At 43.6% G+C, this 18,170-nt stretch carries 15 protein-coding genes; 10 read left to right on the top strand and 5 right to left on the bottom strand.

The features are described from left to right. Positions 1-18: 18 nt before the first annotated feature. Positions 19-2,742, top strand: a complete 2,724-nt coding sequence (locus JNN12_06340; GenBank protein MBL7977942.1) for a TonB-dependent receptor — start codon at positions 19-21, stop codon at positions 2,740-2,742. 145 nt (positions 2,743-2,887) lie between these two features. Here the strand turns inward: JNN12_06340 and JNN12_06335 are convergent, their stop codons facing one another. Both JNN12_06335 and JNN12_06330 read right to left on the bottom strand, forming a co-directional pair. Next, complete coding sequence (locus JNN12_06335) at positions 2,888-4,006, bottom strand: D-alanine--D-alanine ligase (protein MBL7977941.1); 1,119 nt, start codon at positions 4,004-4,006, stop codon at positions 2,888-2,890. Positions 4,007-4,152: 146 nt separating this feature from the next. Continuing rightward, positions 4,153-5,358, bottom strand: a complete 1,206-nt coding sequence (locus JNN12_06330) for a DUF4105 domain-containing protein (GenBank protein ID MBL7977940.1) — start codon at positions 5,356-5,358, stop codon at positions 4,153-4,155. Between JNN12_06330 and nth the strand changes: the two genes are divergently transcribed. The 3 genes from nth to JNN12_06315 all read left to right on the top strand — a co-directional run bounded on the left by nth (position 5,284) and on the right by JNN12_06315 (position 8,268). Then, positions 5,284-6,285, top strand: coding sequence for an endonuclease III (gene nth, locus JNN12_06325; protein MBL7977939.1), 1,002 nt, complete (start codon positions 5,284-5,286; stop codon positions 6,283-6,285). The genes JNN12_06330 and nth overlap by 75 nt on opposite strands. A gap of 38 nt (positions 6,286-6,323) precedes the next feature. After that, positions 6,324-7,847, top strand: coding sequence for a 2,3-bisphosphoglycerate-independent phosphoglycerate mutase (locus JNN12_06320; GenBank protein MBL7977938.1), 1,524 nt, complete (start codon positions 6,324-6,326; stop codon positions 7,845-7,847). Positions 7,848-7,950: 103 nt separating this feature from the next. Beyond that, positions 7,951-8,268, top strand: coding sequence for a hypothetical protein (locus JNN12_06315; protein MBL7977937.1), 318 nt, complete (start codon positions 7,951-7,953; stop codon positions 8,266-8,268). A gap of 62 nt (positions 8,269-8,330) precedes the next feature. On the opposite strand, the gene JNN12_06310 is transcribed toward JNN12_06315, so the two are convergent. Further along, positions 8,331-9,011, bottom strand: a complete 681-nt coding sequence (locus tag JNN12_06310; GenBank protein MBL7977936.1) for a hypothetical protein — start codon at positions 9,009-9,011, stop codon at positions 8,331-8,333. Between the two features lie 508 nt (positions 9,012-9,519). Between JNN12_06310 and JNN12_06305 the strand changes: the two genes are divergently transcribed. Continuing rightward, complete coding sequence (locus tag JNN12_06305) at positions 9,520-12,558, top strand: hypothetical protein (protein ID MBL7977935.1); 3,039 nt, start codon at positions 9,520-9,522, stop codon at positions 12,556-12,558. Positions 12,559-12,660: 102 nt separating this feature from the next. On the opposite strand, the gene JNN12_06300 is transcribed toward JNN12_06305, so the two are convergent. Together JNN12_06300 and JNN12_06295 are read right to left on the bottom strand one after the other, a co-directional pair. Next, the gene (locus JNN12_06300) at positions 12,661-13,305 is read right to left on the bottom strand and encodes a hypothetical protein (protein MBL7977934.1); all 645 of its coding nucleotides are present in this window, start codon (positions 13,303-13,305) and stop codon (positions 12,661-12,663) included. Positions 13,306-13,482: 177 nt separating this feature from the next. Next, complete coding sequence (locus JNN12_06295; protein MBL7977933.1) at positions 13,483-13,914, bottom strand: Lrp/AsnC ligand binding domain-containing protein; 432 nt, start codon at positions 13,912-13,914, stop codon at positions 13,483-13,485. A gap of 150 nt (positions 13,915-14,064) precedes the next feature. Between JNN12_06295 and rocD the strand changes: the two genes are divergently transcribed. The 5 genes from rocD to JNN12_06270 all read left to right on the top strand — a co-directional run. After that, positions 14,065-15,342, top strand: a complete 1,278-nt coding sequence (gene rocD / locus JNN12_06290) for an ornithine--oxo-acid transaminase (GenBank protein ID MBL7977932.1) — start codon at positions 14,065-14,067, stop codon at positions 15,340-15,342. 748 nt (positions 15,343-16,090) lie between these two features. Continuing rightward, complete coding sequence (locus JNN12_06285) at positions 16,091-16,324, top strand: hypothetical protein (GenBank protein ID MBL7977931.1); 234 nt, start codon at positions 16,091-16,093, stop codon at positions 16,322-16,324. Between the two features lie 463 nt (positions 16,325-16,787). After that, positions 16,788-17,432, top strand: coding sequence for a thioredoxin domain-containing protein (locus JNN12_06280; GenBank protein MBL7977930.1), 645 nt, complete (start codon positions 16,788-16,790; stop codon positions 17,430-17,432). Between the two features lie 35 nt (positions 17,433-17,467). Further along, a complete protein-coding gene (locus JNN12_06275) occupies positions 17,468-18,070 on the top strand; it encodes a GLPGLI family protein (protein MBL7977929.1) in 603 nt (200 codons plus the stop codon). Then, on the top strand, positions 18,054-18,170 hold a 117-nt coding region (locus JNN12_06270), incomplete at its 3' end, for a transposase (protein ID MBL7977928.1). The genes JNN12_06275 and JNN12_06270, both read left to right, overlap by 17 nt.

Genomic DNA, 18,170 nt, shown 5'->3' with positions numbered 1-18,170 from the left:
ATCCAATTAGTTACGAACATGAAATCACTTAAATTTATTGTGCTAACTTGTGGCATTCTAATGGGATTAGGAGGCTCCTCTCTGGCCTTTGCCCAAGTTAGTACCTTCAAGGTTTCGGGAACCGTTGTGGATTCGACGAAAACGAAACTAAAACAGGCCTCGGTGTCTGTGCTGAAGATGGGAAACAATGTTTTGACCGGATTTGGCTTTTCCAATGCCGATGGCTACTTCGAAGTGAAGAACATCAAACCCGGTGACTACACCCTCCAGATTACCTATGTGGGCAAACAAACCCTTAGACGCCCGTTTAAAATTGAGGACAAAGATGTGGCTTTAGGAGAACTCTTGCTCTATGATTTTATTGCTGACGCGACCGGAGCTACCATTACCGCAGACCGAAATCCTATCACGGTTAAACAAGACACATTGGAATATGATGCCCGTGCTTTTGCTACCCGTCCCAATGCAAATGTAGAGGAACTGCTGAAAAAATTACCGGGGGTAGAGGTCGCCTCCGATGGAAAAGTGACTGCCATGGGAAAAGAGGTTACCAAGGTATTGGTGGATGGGAAAGACTTTTTTGGTAAAGATCCCAAACAAGCAACCCGAAATTTAGATGCCGACATCATTGAACGGGTCCAGGTACTGGACGAACGCAACGACATGTCGCGTATGACGGGTATTGACGACGGTGAACGCGAACGTGTCATTAACCTTGCCCTTAAAGCAGATAAAAAGAAGGGATATTTTGGTAAAATTGAAGCGGGATACGGGACCGATCAACGTTATGACAACCAATTAAGTGCCAACCGCTTTAACCGAAAAATGCAATTCTCGGTTGTAGGCAACCTAAACAATGTGAACCGTCAGAATTTTACACGGGGCGAAGGAATGTCGGTATCGGTCGGTGGTGGCGGGGTTCGCATGGCTACTAACTTTACCAGCGGAAACAGTTCCGGCCTGTCCACCACACAATCTGGCGGGGTTAACTTCAACTATGACTTCACGAAAAATCTCAAACTTAATTCAAGTTATTCTTATGGCTCGGTACTAACTGAAACCGAACGCTCGGCCAACCAGCAGCAACTTTTAGGTGCCGGGAATAGTTTCCGCCTCAATGACGAGAGCCTGCAATCGGAAGAAAATAATAGTCACCGCATTAATGCCCGCATAAATTACAATCCTTCTGAAGGACAAGAATTGATCGTCAGAAGTTCCCTGAGTCTTAGTGACGGTGAATTAGGTTACAGTGCCGTCCAAAATACATTTAATGCGACGGACGAAAAAAGCGTCTATGGAACGAGAAAAGAAGATGGGAGCACCGACGGAATGCAAAGTTCTGTACAAGTAACGTATCGTCAACGTTTAGGCAAAGTCGGTCGCAACTTGGTCTTGAACGGACAGTTCAGCAACAACACGTCGGACAAACTTTCGTTCCTTAAAACATTGGATCAATACTTTCTGCCTGTGAAGCCCGATGTGTTATTAGACCAAGAGCAAAGCAGTGCATCGGATGTGGTAAATTATCAAGGAACCGTTACTTATACCGAGCCACTCTCGCTTAAGTCTATTCTGGAAACCAGTTACACATACCGCAATAACCAGAATGACCAAGACCAGCAGGTATTTGATCTGGTAACAGGACAAAGAACCATCAATGAATTGCTCACCAACCTTTACAACAACGATTATCAATATCATACGGCGGGAACGCGCTACAACTACCGGGCGTCAACATGGAATGTCAACTTCGGGGTGAAGGTTCAGTCATCGCAATTAGAGGGCATTTCTCAAAAGAACCCTACGGTAGAAAAAAACTTCCTGAACTTTTTGCCGGAACTAAACTTCAATTTTAATGCACCACAAAGTGCTAATGTACGCATAAATTATAGTACCCGTGTTCGGGAACCTTCCGTGCGGGAACTCCAGCCAGTAGCCGATAACCGCAACCCACAAAACGTTTATATTGGTAATCCGAACCTGAACAATGAATATGCGCATAACCTGAACCTAAACTTTTTCAAGTTCGACATGTTCACCCAAACCAATATGATGGCTTTTGTGAATGCAAGTTATACGCTCAATAAGATCACGAACGAGCAAACCATTGGCGAGAACTTTAAACAAACCACGACCCCATTTAACAGCGACAAAGAAAACTGGTCTATAATGGGATTTGGAAATTACGGCAAGCCCATTCGCCCGCTAAAAATCAAGTATAGCCTCAACCTGAGTTCTCGTTTTGGCCGTAGCTATACGCTAATTAATAAAGCCGAAAACCAAACCAACACCCTAAATAACAGTGTGGGATTAAGTTTGGACAATATCCGCAAGGAGACCCTAGACATTCGGGTAGGTGGTCAGGTAGCACAGAGTATCAGCCGTTATTCTCTGAATACCGACCAAAACCGCAATTACCTGACGCCGTCTATGAATGCAGACCTTAGTTTGTATCTTGGCAAGGCAAAAGAATGGACTTTAGGCTCCAACTTCCGATACACACAGTATCCCGCATCTTCTTTGGCCGAGGCATCCTCTACTTCTATTTTGGAAGCCCGGATTTCGCGCCGGATTCTGAATGATAGGGCTTTAATCGAATTGGCTGGTTACGACTTATTGGATCAGAACTCCGGCTTCAACCGAACAGAAGCCACCAATGTCATCACAGATGAGACCGTAAAAACTTTGGGAAGACATATTTTGATGCGCTTTACTTATTCTTTCCGAACGTTTGGAAAATAAACGCCATCGAAACATTCATCTATAAATGTCAAAAACCAATCCCGGACAAATGTGGATTGGTTTTTGGCATTATAAGTAAATTGGACTCTTTTCAAATGTACAAGTTTGTGTTCATAAACGTGCCCTCTTTCCACTATTTGTCGGTTTACACTTCCAATTTTTCACGGTCTTTAAAACGCTCAATGGCCAATTCTATGAGATGGGTAATCAATGTCTGATATGGAATACCGGTGACCTCCCACATTTTGGGGTACATGGAAATAGACGTAAAACCAGGCATGGTATTTACTTCATTAATAAATACTTCGCCGGTCTCACGATTCATCAAAAAATCCACCCGCGAAAGTCCTGAGCCATCAATGGCACGGTAGGTGCGGACGGCTAACTGCCGGATATATGCCGTTTCCTCATCGGTCAAGGGGGAAGGAATCAACAATTTGCTATCGTTGTCTGCACTTCCAAGGTATTTGGCTGCATAATCATAAAACTCATGGTTGGGCACAATTTCTCCTGGAACCGAGGCCTTTGGATGATCATTCCCAAGGACACTTACTTCAATCTCTCGAACATTCGGTACCGCTGCTTCAACTAACACCTTTCGGTCAAAACGAACCGCTTCTGTAATCCCTTTTCGCAGAGCATCCCGATCTATGCACTTGGAGATGCCCACACTAGATCCCATGTTAGGAGGCTTGGTGAAAACAGGGTACCCCAGCGTGGTTTCCACCTCGTCTAATACGGTTTCCGGCTCTTGTTCCCACCGCGAGCGCAAACAATGCCAGTAGGGCGAAACTGGAATATTATTCGCTCTCATAACATCTTTAAAAACAATTTTATCCATGCCTACAGCCGAAGCCAATACCCCCGCTCCAACGTAAGGAACATGCGCCATCTCCAACAATCCCTGCATGGTCCCATCCTCGCCATAAGGCCCATGCAACACCGGAAAAAGCACATCAAAGGCTGCTAATTCCTGCGTGGTCGGAAGCATAGACGCAGCCTCGGCCACAGATACAGGGACTTCTGAACGTGCATGGGCGGCAACAAAATCCGCAGGCAACATGTGTTTATCCGCCAAAGCCAATAAAATGGAGAGGGCTTCGGGATGAATGATCCACTTGCCTGTTTTGGTAATTCCGACGGGAACCACCTCAAATCGTTCCTTATCCATCGCTTGGATAACCGATTGTGCCGAGCGAAGGCTCACTTCGTGTTCGGAGGAACGCCCTCCCATGACCACACCAACGCGAATCTTTCTATACATAACACTCCGTGGACACCAAACCAGTGCCCTGTTTAAGATCCAATAAAAGGTACAAAACCACGAAACAACCTAAGGTAGTCGTGATGCAAAGTAAGCCAACCGCCTGTAAAAAGCCATCCCTCTCTACAATTAAAATCATGAAATATTTACCTCGATGGTTTAGTCGTTATTTGAGGCACATATGTTGCAACCTTGAGGAAATCAAATCCTAAAACCATACTGCGCAATAGGAGAATTAAACACAAAGGAAAAAATGCAGGGTGCAAATCTTGCGGTACAATTCCCCAAAACAATAGGAATACGCAGATCAGTAAACAATTTATTTGTGCATAGCGCTTGATAAATGTACCTACAGAACCAATGGACAAAGCTACCCCCGCCAGCACATGTGTGGGCAATAACCAGGCCACGTTCCAATTATCCGGCGTAACTTTATGATCCGTAAAAAACCATAAGAAGACAATAAGACATCCGATTAAGCCGGAAAACAAAAACAGAAAAGCATCTATGCCTTGCCACTTGAGTATGGTTGTTTGTGTCCTGAATGACATCATCATTTGCAAGAGGAAGGCGATTAAAAGTCCCCACGCCAGCCAGGTGGGTAAGTCTAGTGCTGATGGACGCAAAGGCTCTGGTATCAAAATCATCTCAGAAGCCACAAAAGAAACCTTTTGGCCTTGATGTGAAATGGTCGCTTTTCCAACTGCTTGCCTAAGGTATTCTGGTAAAAACATTACTTCTCTCCGCGTCGCGATCCGATCTGTTTTCTGCCCCAGAATCAGGTCTATACCAAACTTTGCCCAACGTTTATCATCTAAAGCCTCATCCAACAGCACCCGAAAGGTCTTCTGGGGATTAGGCGTATTTCCCCACAGGAAAGCATCCCCAAAAGCACGCTCAAAAAGATCTCGGGGTTTGGTGGCACAATTATCAAAGAAAAAGTCATATCGGTAATAACGGTTTTCAGGTTTGTAATTTTCTTGAACCAAGTCAAAAAGTACTTTCTTTTGTTCGGAAGACAAGTTTAAGACTTGCTCCCGAACGCCCCGTTTTTCTATATCTCGGTAAGTCCACATAAATGCCTCAAAAGATTCAACCGCCAAAACATAATCCAATTGACCACGCAGAAATTTCAAGTAAAATCCCGGGGTATTAAAATCAAATGTTCCATAATTAAACACGATATCCAACCCACGTTTTTCATCTTTAAAGCGTAACCCTGTGTGCCCAAAAGCACTGTACAAGGCATCCCCTTCCGAGACCGTGAGCAAAGAGATATGCGCATCATCCGAGAGCGGGATCGGCTGAGAGAAAAGCCCAACAGGTGCAAAAACGAGGCCGGAAACCATCATAAATACTTGGTAAAACAACCGAACAAAGGACATCAAACTCGTATTTTAGGGGATAAAAAGGGAAATCCATCAAACGTAAACCAACTGGTTTTGGAAAAAAGCATACTTGCCACAAAAACATTTGAGGCGCTCCGGAGCGTCATCACCGACCCTGTAACGGAATTGCAATATACAAATCCGTTTGAGTTATTGGTTGCCGTTTTGTTATCTGCACAATGCACCGATGCACGTGTAAACTTGGTAACACCTGCCCTTTTCCTCCGGTTTCCAGGCCCGGATGCCCTTTGCGCCGCTTCTCCCGATGAAATATTACCTTATATCCAGTCGGTTACTTTTCCCAACAACAAAGCCGCCCACCTTGCAAAATTAGGGCGTGTCTTGATGGAAAAACATGGGGGGAACATCCCAGCATCGGTGGAGGAAATTGAAAAACTACCCGGATGTGGTCATAAAACAGCCGAAGTGGTGGCATCGGTGGCATTTGGAATTCCAGCATTTCCGGTAGATACCCATGTTTTTCGGGTTTCTAATCGTATTGGTTTGGCTTCTGGAAAAACCGTAAAAGAAGTAGAGATACAACTCAAAGCCTTATTCCCGAAGTCCGAATGGAGTGAAGGACACCATTTATTAATTTTGCATGGAAGATACACCTGCAAGGCCCAAAACCCACAGTGCTCCTCTTGTGTCTTGGCCACATGGTGTAGGTATAAAGCCCAAATGGATAAACTCCCCGCTGTACTTCTTGGTTTGAAACCTAAACTGGGGACTTATTATTGCACCAATTGTCATCAATATTGTAACCAATTTGTTCCTATAACCGATGAAAACGGCTTAGAGCAAGGATCATGTCCCCATTGTGGTTCGGTTTACTTGCACCATGCCAAAACGGGGAAGACAACTGTCAGAATTCAAGATTTTCGGGTCTGACCTTATGTCATGGCCATCATCTCAACCACTTATATATTATGAACAAGCATATTCTTATCATTTTGGATGGTTACGGAAAAGCCGTTGATCCTACTGTCAGCGCCATAGATGCCGCCCAAAAACCTTTTATAGACCATTTGTTTGCCACGTATCCGAACAGCACCCTCGAAGCTAGTGGATTGGCCGTAGGGCTGCCAGACGGCCAGATGGGAAACTCAGAAGTAGGGCACATGAACCTCGGTGCCGGAAGGGTGGTCTATCAAGATATCACACGCATTGATAAAGAAATTAAAGAAGGAGCTTTTTATGACAATACTGTCCTCAAAACAGCCATGTCTCACGCCAAAAACAAGGGTACCAACCTGCATCTGATGGGGTTGTTTTCCGATGGCGGGGTACATGCCTCTAATACACACCTTGTTGCCCTCTTAGAAATGGCAAAACGCGAAGGTCTTTCGCAAGAGCAGGTAAATGTACATTGTTTCACCGATGGACGAGACACTGACCCCCAAGGTAGTATAGACTATATGTCCGAATTCTTAAAAGAGGCCGCACGCATTGGTGTCGGGAAGGTCAGATCCATCATTGGAAGGTATTATGCCATGGACCGCGACAACCGCTGGGAACGTACCGCGCAAGCCTATGATTTATTGGTACATGGCTCTGGAACAAAAGTGGATGACCCCATCGCAGCCCTGCAAGAAAGCCATGCGAATGGGATTACAGATGAATTTATAAAGCCCCTACTGGTGATGGATGAAAACCACCGAAGCCCACGAATCGCCCCCGGCGATGCGGTTATTTGCTTCAACTTTCGTTCAGACCGAATGCGTCAACTCTCTCGGCCTTTCCTCTTTGAGGATTTTTCTGGATTTGTAGCAGATTATTTAGAAGACTTGTTTTATTGTTCATTTACGAAATACGATAATTCCTTTACCATACCGATCGCATTTCCTAAAATTGATATTGTATCCCCCTTGGGTGAAGTGGTTTCCCATGCAGGATTCCGGCAATTACGCGCCGCAGAAACCGAAAAATACCCTCATGTCACCTTCTTCTTTAATGGGGGCCGAGAAACACCCTTTGATGGAGAAGACCGCATTTTAGCTCCCTCGCCCAAAGTACCCACGTATGACCTACAGCCCGAAATGAGCGCCCTCGAACTGGCGGAAGCCGTCTCAAAAGCCCTCAAGGAAAATGAATACGCCTTGGCCGTACTCAATTTTGCCAATCCGGATATGGTTGGTCATACGGGCGTCTTTGAGGCTGCCGTAAAAGCCATCGAAACCGTAGATACCTGCACAAAATTGGTGGTCGAAACGGCCCTACAGAACGGCTATACCGTCGAGATTATCGCCGATCATGGTAATGCCGATAAAATGCGTAATGAAGATGGAACGCCCAATACCGCACACACAACCGCTTTGGTTCCACATCTCATCATCAAAGAGGGCTTTCAAGGCCCGATACACCCTGGAAAGTTGGGCGACATTGCTCCGACGATCCTCCACATCTTGGGCCTGCCTCGTCCGGAAGTGATGGATGGTGAAGTATTGATTTAACAAATGGCTATTTTTTAAGGAAGTGTTTCATTTTTTATTCCAATTGAATATCTTCCGACTTATACAACTGACCTATAATTCCCAAAATAACAGGAGCATAACCATGAGCTTATTTGATAACCTAAAGAATATGGCCGAAAGCGCACTCGAAAAGGGCAAAGAACTTGCAGGTGATGCAATGGAGCTGGCACAAGAAGGTCTCGAAAAAGCCAAAGATATGGCTGGAGATGTGGTTGAAACCGTACAGGATGTTGCAGGTGATGCCATCGAAAAAGGCAAAGAACTTGCAGGTGATGCGGTCGAAATGGCCCAAGATGGGTTTGAAAAAGCCAAAGATGTAGCGGGCGATGTTGTGGAAACCGTTCAGGACAAAATCTCGGATTTGACGGGCGGTGGAAAAGACGAAGCCCCAAAAGCGTAAGTAGATCCAACACCAAAATAAAAACGGGGTGGCGAAATCTTTCACCCCGTTTTTTTTGATGCCTAATGTGATCCTGAAGTCGAACCTTTGTCTTTCCAAGACGCCAACGTACCCAACTGGATTTTATCCAAAGCTTGGTGCAAAACCTGTAAAGGCACATTGTCGCCCGATACTTTTACAATGAAACGGTCTGCAACCACAAGGTCCAATTCACCCGTCTGGGTGTCTGACCGGTATTTTTCTCGCCCCGGATACCCTTTTATCGTGGTGGTTCGCTCGGTGGTCGTCCCATTTTCCCGATCAAGTTGGGCATACAACCATCCTGCATGGACCGCCTTGACACTACGGAGACCTCCTGAATCGTAGAGGTGCATTTTAATTTCACCACGCTTACCTTCATAAAAGGCATGGGCTTTAGATAAACCATAGCCCAAGATTGCAGTGCGTTCTCCTCCGGCATCCACACGGGCATAAACCCCTAACTTTTCTGGAAATAGGGTTTTTAGTTCACGAAAATCTATAGGCTCCGGACGCCTAATCATTTCTTTAAGGTCTTTTTGCGCTTGCTTCACTTCAGGGGAAACCTCTTCCCCCATTCGTTGGGCTTCCTCAGCCAATCTCTTGGCTTCGTCCGTAGCTTGCCGGGTATCCTGAATCACCTGACGCGCTTCTTGCCGTTCGGCCTCGGTACATCCCCCAATAACAAGCAATAAAAAACCTAAGAACAATAACGGGTATTTCATGGGTTCAACAATTAGAGTGAAAAAAACATTTGTCTGAATACGGCTCATCGCTTTGTCTGGTTGCGCTTTCGGTATGGAGAATTTACAAATCCCTTTAATGGGTATCTAATCACCTAAAAAGGATTTCCCTTGTTTATAGTTGTAATCAGGCCATACCCTCTTTGAGAATAGTTATGTCTGGATTTTGTCTTGCTTTTAGGTCTTTATTCTATAAGGTAACATGGTTCATAACCAGAAATGCTTTAATAATTTTGTTTCAATGGTGGTATGGACACCAAACCGATCCAAATTGGGTATGATCACAAACAAACCAAAGATGCTACCAAGTTTTATAATAACACCTATAAAGCACTTTGCGACTATAGGCATTGCATTTTCGGTCTTACGTTTTCGCTTACACCATTTCTTTTCCTAAATTGTCTGGGCCTCAAAAAATGAATCTATTGCTGCAAAATTGTTTTGCGTTTCCTATATCTATGATGTGGCCCCCCTTCAAACCAACCCTCACATGGTGCGTTTAGGCCAAATACATTCCCTATGGTTGATCTGGTTGTTCGCCTTACAACCGAACTCATTGGTTGCACAAGCTGCGCCCTATATTTTTGAGCACCTTACCATTGAACAGGGATTGTCTCACAACACGGTATATTCGGTTTTACAAGATCGTTTTGGCATGATGTGGTTTGCAACACACAATGGTCTAAATAAATATGATGGCTATGGATTTAAGGTTTTTAATACCTCTTCTAAAACCGATCCCGCTTTTGAAGGCCGGATTATCACAACGCTTTTGGAGGATCGGAATGGACATATTTGGGTAGGTACACAAAATCGTGGGGTTAACATTTTAGACCTACACAGCGGAAGATTTACAGCTTCTAGAAAACACCCCCAACTTTCGGCACTTTCAGATACATGGATTACACGCTTGTTTGAAGACAAAAAAGGCTGGGTGTGGATTACAACCATTGGAAAAGGCATTTTTGCATACGACCCAGATAAAAAAGAATTGCATGCCTTTAATCGCGCCAATAAAAAATTGACAACGGATCATGCGTTTGACCTTACCCAAGATGAACAAGGTCACATTTGGGTAGTTACGGATAAATCCTATCTTTCTCGGTTTCATGCAGGTACCAAACGCTTTACGGCGGTAACATTAGGTTCCCCCCATACGATCGAATTATTGGGCTACCGAAAGGTAATTCGTGCCCAAAAAGATGGCACCTTGTGGATTGGAACAGACCGTCAGGGGCTATTTAAATTTCGTCCGGCGACGGGTGCTTTAGATCGTTTTCCTTTGGAAGCCGCTGGTATTTCGTACAACGAAGTGCGGGACATAGACTTTGCGAAAGATGGAACGATTTTGGTTGCAACCGACGGTGGCGGGTTATACTACCTGCGTGCAGGCTCAACTCGTTTTATGAACCAAACGAAAAACGTTACCCGTCCCGGCAACCTGAACACCAATGCCCTATATGATATTTTTGTCGCCAAAGACCAAAATATCTGGATCGGCTCCTACAATGGCGGCATCAATGTCCATAAAGCACGCAAGGTGCGCTTCGACCATTTTGCCCATACAGGCTTTGTACAAGGTGAGTTGAGCCATTCATCTGTTTTGTGCTTATTAGAAACCCGAAAAGGAGAAATTTGGATTGGCACCGATGGTGGAGGTCTTAACCGTTTTAATCCTATCACCCGCACATTCAGCGCATTTACGCACCAACCCACCAATCCGTCTTCGTTGTCCGGAAATGTCGTAAAATCTTTGTATGAAGCACCCGATGGCAAAATCTGGATTGGCTATTTTGGGCGAGGTCTGGATGTCTTGGATCCTATCACAGGGAAAGTTACCCACTTCCAAACCAGTCCCGATGTCCCCGCATCCATCCATGATGGCAATGTCTGGAGTATATCGGGTAGTCCGGACGGGCATATTTTTATCGCTATTCTGGGAGATGGGCTTATTGTCTATGAACCAAAATCAAAAAGCTTTACCCATTATAAAGCAGGTGCGTCCAATGCCCAAAATCTCCCGACCAATGACCTCATGTATGTCCGGACAGATACAAAGAACCGTGTTTGGATTGGAACCAGAGACCAAGGATTGGTTTTGTTTATGCCGAATTCGGGCGAGTTTAAATCTTTCAAATCAGATCATAGTAAACCCAGTGGCCTAAACGGAAGTGAAGTACGGACTGTGTTTGAGGACCGAAAAGGGCGCATTTGGGTCGGAACCGAAGACGGTGGCCTCAATTTATGGAAAGGAGGAAACCAATTTTGGAAAGGGGATTCACCAAGGGGCTTGTTATCTGAAAGCGTGATGGGTATCCGAGAAGACCCGAAAGGGTATCTTTGGATTAGCACCCTTTCAGGACTTGCACGACTCAGCCCACAATCTGGTACCATCGAGAACTTCAACTTTCACCACCATACACAAGCCAACCAATTTAACCAAGCCGCCATTCTTTTAAGCCGAAGTGGTCAATTAATGGTTGGAGGAATTAATGGCCTCATGATGCTCAACCCCGAAGAGGTAACAAAGTCCGAACTTCATCCACAAGTCCGAATTACAGAATTACGGGTATTTAACGACTCGATTCTACCGGGAAAAGGACCAAATGGGCGCGTGATTTATCAGGGTCGGCTGGAAAGTACACCGACTATTTTTTTGTCCTATCTTGATAATGCGTTCTCCTTAGATTTTGCAACTTCCGACCTCAGCGAACCGCAGAATAATCGGTTTGAATATATGCTGATAGGGTTTCATAAAGAATGGCAGCAACTGGAAATTCCAAGACATTCTGTAAACTTTACTAACCTTGAGCCGGGCAATTACACTTTTAGGATAAAAGGGACCAATAGCATGGGGAAATGGAGTCCACACGAAACCTCTCTTATCATCCACATTTCACCTCCTTTTTGGAAAAGCACTCTATTTCGGATCTTCGTTTTTTTATTATTTGTCTGGGCATTCTGGCAAAGTTATCGTTTACTGCTAAACCGTCGGGAGCGCCATCTTAGGCAACAAATGATAGAGTCGGAGCGGGCTTTGCTGCAACTTAAAAATGAGAAGTTGGCCTCCGACCTCGCAGCAAAAAGCAATCAATTGGTATCCATGAGCTTACAAATGGCACATAAAAATGATTTCCTGAACAAAGTAAAAAAAGAACTTAAAGAAACGCCCCCGGATGCACAAGAAGCTTCGCCATCACTACATGGACACGTTATTAAACTGATAGACGCAGAGGTTCGTGGCGAAGACTTTTGGGAACGGTTTAATGCTTTTTTTGAAGAAACCAATAGCGCTTTTGCACAAGAACTCCGAAGGAAACACCCCGACCTTTCTGCCAATGACCTTCGTATTTGTTCACTCATGCTTATCAATGTTAACACAAAAGAAATGGCTTCTATTCTTAATATATCTCCTAAAGGTGTGGAAAAAAGCAGGTATCGGCTCAAGAAGAAACTCGGACTGACGCCTGAAGAAGACCTTACTCTTTACTTAAAATCCTTTGCCAACACACTAAATTCTACATCTTAGCCTATTCTAAAAAACAATATTCACCGAATCTCAAAGATCAATTGCTTAAAAAAATAGCCGGAGCAAAACCCCGGCCGATTTTCAGTCCTCTATAGTGTACCTTTATTGTACACCCCGGTCTTTCCATCCGACCAATTGGCTGGTATTAACGGAGGCAAGCGCGGCTTTTAATTCTTCTGCGGTAACCTTTCGGCCATCCACCGTAACCACAAAGCGTCCACCGATTAGTGAGGATACCTCGCCGTCTTGGTTGGTTTGGTTGTATTTTTCGAGGCTAGGGTTTCCATTTATTTTGGTGGTACGTTCGTAGCCATTAGCATCTTCGCGTTCAAAATTATTGTTGATCCAAGCAAAACCAAGCATTGCAAAGCCTTTCATATTGCCCGTGTCCGTAATTTTGATAGAAATAGATTTATCGCCATTTTCGTAACGCGCCCCGGCATTCGAGATATTAAAACCCATCATACCCACTTTTTCGCCCTCTAAATCACTTTGGGCAGCTCCTGCCACGCTTGCTGGTAGAACCGATTGGAGGTCTTTAAAGGGTATAGGATCCACATTTTGGGTTTTGCCGTCTCCGTTTTGTGTGGCAGAAAGTCCTTCAAGTGCTTTTTGGGCTTCTTTTGCCGCCGATTGTAAATCCTGTACGGCAGGTGTGGTTTCTTGAACCGTTTTTTCGGCTTCGCTGCCACAGCCCACAAGCATGAATACAAAGAAGGTCAGTACAAATTTTGAAATGATACGCATGGTCGTCTCCAGCTGGTGATGAGAATCGTGATAAAAGAAAGTACAAATATTTTACCGCCAAAAGGCAGATTATATATAACTTATTAAACGGTTAATCTTTTGACAAAAGACCATTTGCTTATTCTCTTCTTGGTTTTTTCTTTTCTTCATCATAACAACCAAAGCCTCATAATCCAACTACAAGCCAATATTACGTTTGAAGGCGCACCCCAGTTCAACCATAGAATCGGTTTTGGCAATACCGGGAAGGGTGTCAATTTTATGATACAAAATCTCACGCATATGGCTATGACTTTTTGTCACCATACGAATGTATAAATTATAACTTACTCTTATATAAAAATACTCAGTTATTTCTGGTATATTTTTAAGCGCTTCAATCACTCGCTCGGAGTCTGCATCTTTTTCGAATGTCAATCCTGTGAAGGCGGCCCAATCATAGCCTAACTTCTTCTCATCCAGTACGGGTTTGATACCAACGAGTACACCTTGTTCTATGAGTTTATGCACCATAGTATGGGAGATGCCCAGCATAGTGGCAATGGAGGAATGTGGCATTCGGCCATCGGTTTCTAAGCAATGCAAGATTTGTACATCAAACGTATCCATTTTTCAATATGATTTTTTTGACATTTTTTTATTCAAAAAAGCGTATTCAAATCTAAATTTTAAAATATTTTAAAATCATTATCCATTTTTTCTGCATTTTATTTTTACATTATGGTATCTTCAATGTTTCAACCCCTTAAAGCAGCCCTCATGAAGACCACAGCTTTCCATTCCGCCAGTCATTATATCGCATTAGAAGACCGTTACGGTGCGCACAATTATCACCCGCTTCCGGTTGTGCTTGCACGTGGAGAAGGTGTTTTTTTGTGGGATCTGGAAGGCAAGCGGTACTACGACTTTCTTTCGGCTTATTCTGCGGTCAATCAAGGGCATTGTCATCCTCGCATTGTGGGTGCATTGATTGAACAAGCGCAAACACTAACTCTTACTTCGCGAGCATTTCACCATAATTTATTAGGGGAATTTGAAGCATTATTAAGTAAAACATTTGACTACGATAAAGCCTTGGTGATGAATTCTGGTGTTGAGGCCGTAGAAACCGCGCTCAAACTTTGCCGAAAGTGGGCTTATACAGTGAAGGGTATTCCTGAAAACGAAGCCATCATCATGTTTGCTGAAGACAACTTTCATGGCCGAACACTTTCCGTCATTTCGGGATCAACCGATCCGAGTAGCCGCACGGGTTTTGGGCCACATATGGAAGGCATTGCACACGTTCCCTACAACGACTTGGCGGCATTAGAGAACCTATTACGCGATGAACCACACATTGCCGGATTTATCGTAGAACCCATGCAAGGCGAAGCGGGTGTCGTGGTTCCAGACGAGGGATATCTTAGGAAAGCTTCCGAAATTTGTCATGCACACGGTGTTTTATTCATTGCAGACGAGGTTCAAACAGGAATTGCACGTACTGGAAAGCTCTTGGCGACTTGTGGAAATTGCACCTGTGCCAAAAGTTGCGAAAATCAGCCCGAAATTAAACCCGATATTCTTATTTTAGGCAAAGCCCTTTCTGGCGGTGTGATGCCTGTCTCGGCGGTTCTGGCCCGCGACGAAATCATGCTTACCATTCGTCCGGGAGAGCATGGTTCCACCTTTGGTGGGAATCCGCTTGCTTGTGCGGTTGGTATGGCGGCTTTACAGGTGGTGGCTGACGAAGGCTTGGCGGAAAAAGCAGCACATCTCGGCGAGGTTTTCCGTGAGGGTCTTCTGGAAATAGCCACTCGTCACCCATTGATCCGATCTGTTCGTGGCAAAGGGCTATTAAACGCTATTGTGGTGAATTGTGAAGAAAGCTCAGATCTCGCCTGGCGCCTCTGTCTTGCATTTAAAAAGCATGGGCTTTTAGCCAAACCGACGCATGGCAATAAAATCCGACTGGCCCCACCCTTGGTGATTACCGAAGAACAAATTCGTGACGCTTTACACATCATCGAAATGTCTATTGCTGAATGTCATGAATAAAGCGCATTTTGGGCTTCAACCAACTTTGCCCCATTCATCATACGACCCTCCTGAAGGTAATTTGTTTGCCCCAAACTACCCATAAGAAAAAGGATGGGCTGACTAAAGGGTTTAAAGGAAAATAATTCGGCACTAAGCGATCTTGTGTGAAATGCAGGCGTTATAGCCGACCAAGGGTACGATAGCAACGAGTTCGCGGCTATAAACCACATCCACACCTTAGAGGCCGTGCCAGTCATTCCGAGAGCCGTTGTAATCGTAAACACCTCCGTGAACATGACAAAGAACGCTATAAGGATCGGCATAAAGTCGAAAATTACTTTAATCGTATCAAGCATTACCGACGGATTACCACTCACTACGATAAAAATATGAAAACTACATGACTTTCTTGCATCTGACAGCAACTCCGCAATGGTTAAGATAATCTTAACAAATTATTAATTTTTTATATATGTGTATAAATAACATAGTTTTGTACTTTTACATAAATTTGCAACTAAACAAAGTACTCATAATTTTCCTTAAATCTATTGACCTTAAATGTAAGGTAACTATTTAGCACCCCCTCGATTTTAATGCTGTCACGTTCGTCAAAATCTTTTTTGCTACAATTTGAGAGATTTGACGCACCACAATCGATTTCTCAGGGGTTGCTTTGTTCGAAAAACACCCAATTTAGGAGGGTGCTAAGTAGTTACAATGTAAGTGAGGTAAAACCTTATGAAAATAAGTGAGGTAAAACCTTATGAAAACAAAATTTATTCGGGGGTTATCACTTTTTGTAATCCTATTCGGTGCCTCTTTTCTTTCTTTTCAACCTGCAATCTCATCAGTAGCAGCAGAGTGTACCATCAGCAAATCTTGTGGTGATGGAATTACGATTTCATGCAAAGCTGCAAACGGTGGCGAATGTAGATCATTTGGAGACTGTCTGGTTTGCAAAGATTCAGGGCCAGAAGTAAGAGCTTGTTGTGAGTAAAAGATTGTTGTAGGGTATGATTTTTTGTCTTTGACAATGATCCAAAACGAGATTGCGTGATTTATGTACCTTGATTGAACGTGAGTTTAGACTTGTCGATGGTGGCGAATGCAATCGCATATCTTGAACTCACGTTCATCGTTTAAATGGGAGGTAAACCAATGAGAACAAAAATTATTCGAGGATTGTCTATTTCATTAATTTTACTCGGTGCGATTTTTCTTTCTTGTCAGCCTGTTCTTAAGGTCACGGAAACAGCAGAATGCTCTCTTAGCAGAATTTGTAGCAATGGCGTTACTGTTTCATGCGAGACGAAGCAGGGTAAATGCAGTACGACTGAAAAGTGTGTGGTATGTACAGAAGAAGCAGGGAAAACATCTAAAGCATGTTGTTGATTGAACACGCTTTAGCCATTTAAACCAATCAACAATTTGAAGAATTGCCAAACATATAGAAGGATCCCATGAAGAAAAGTAATTACTTGACGGATATTGTGTTAATTATATGTGCCATTATTATCACTGCATTGGTCGTCCGTAGAGAGTTTTTTGCTCAAAATGAAGTACCCAAAGCGCCTGTGAAACCTATTTTAGTGAAAGGGATTGCGCAGAAACTGGGTATGCATCCTGATCCTGAAAATAAAATTAAGATTATCGAATTTATGGATTATGAATGCCCCTTTTGTCGTGAACAAGAGAAGGTTCTAAAAAAGGTTGTTGCAGCATATCCTGATAAAGTTTCGATTCATCGGTATCATCTTCCGCTTGATAAAATCCATCCGAATGCCTACATGGCGGCAAATGGAGCAGAATGTGCTAAAGAATTAGGTTTTTTTGATCAATATCATGATACTGTTTTCAAGAAGGAAACCTTTTCTCAACCTAAAACCGATTGGAAGACCATTGCAGAGGGCATAGGGGTTAAACAGCTAAACTCTTTTGTAACGTGTCAGCAAGATACGACCTACAAGTTGCGTATCGAAGCACATCGAAGCGTGGCGAAAGAGTTTGGGATCCATGGTGTACCTACCATTGTTATCAAGGATAAGTTGTATTCGGGTAGCCTTTCATTCGAGCAAATAAAAGAAGCAATTGATATAAAAAACTAACCATCTCGTTTCGTCATTTTAAAACCTATACGACCATGAAAAATCTCCTTCCACTCCTGCTATTTTTTTCATTTGCTGTACAAGCACAAACTACATCCCAAGGGACAATTTATTATAGTAAATATCCTAATATATTTTCAGGTTCATCCATAAGTAAAAACAATGAAGTTTTTGCTCCTGAGTCAGAAAATGCGGCTTTTATCTTGTATTTTAACACAGATCAATCATTTTATTCCTACGATGTAGCGTCTAATAATAAAAGAGAATCCCAAAGAGCTATGGTAGCGATGTCTCGTGGAGGATATTATCAGCGAAATTTTTCTGAAGAACTCTTTTACAAAAACCTTGCCCAGCAACAGTATATTCGGAAAACAAGTCTTTACGGGCGCTATTTTATTATTGAAGATAAAATGTCATCTTTAGCATGGGAGATTGGAACAGAAACAAAAATTATTGCGGGGCATTTATGCATTAAAGCCATTATACCTGATACGACAACTTTTATTTCTACCAACACCTTCATAGATGTGAGGTGGTCTGATTTAGGCGGACACAAATCTAACTTAATATTGTGTCATGAAGAAACAAGAACAAGCATTAAGTCCTGCAAGTGCGAACCGGTTGCGGCGCAAGTATGACAGGGCGTTCAAAGAAGAAGCAGTGCGGATGCTTCAAAACGGCAAGAGCGTAAAAGAAGTGGCCGAACTGCTCGGTGTGAGCGAACAGGTGCTGTACAAC

It is taken from the genome of Bacteroidetes Order II. bacterium (assembly GCA_016788705.1).
GTDB lineage: Bacteria > Bacteroidota > Rhodothermia > Rhodothermales > UBA2364 > UBA2364.
Note: the sequence above shows the minus strand (reverse complement) of the source record. Positions and strands in the feature narration are given on the sequence as shown.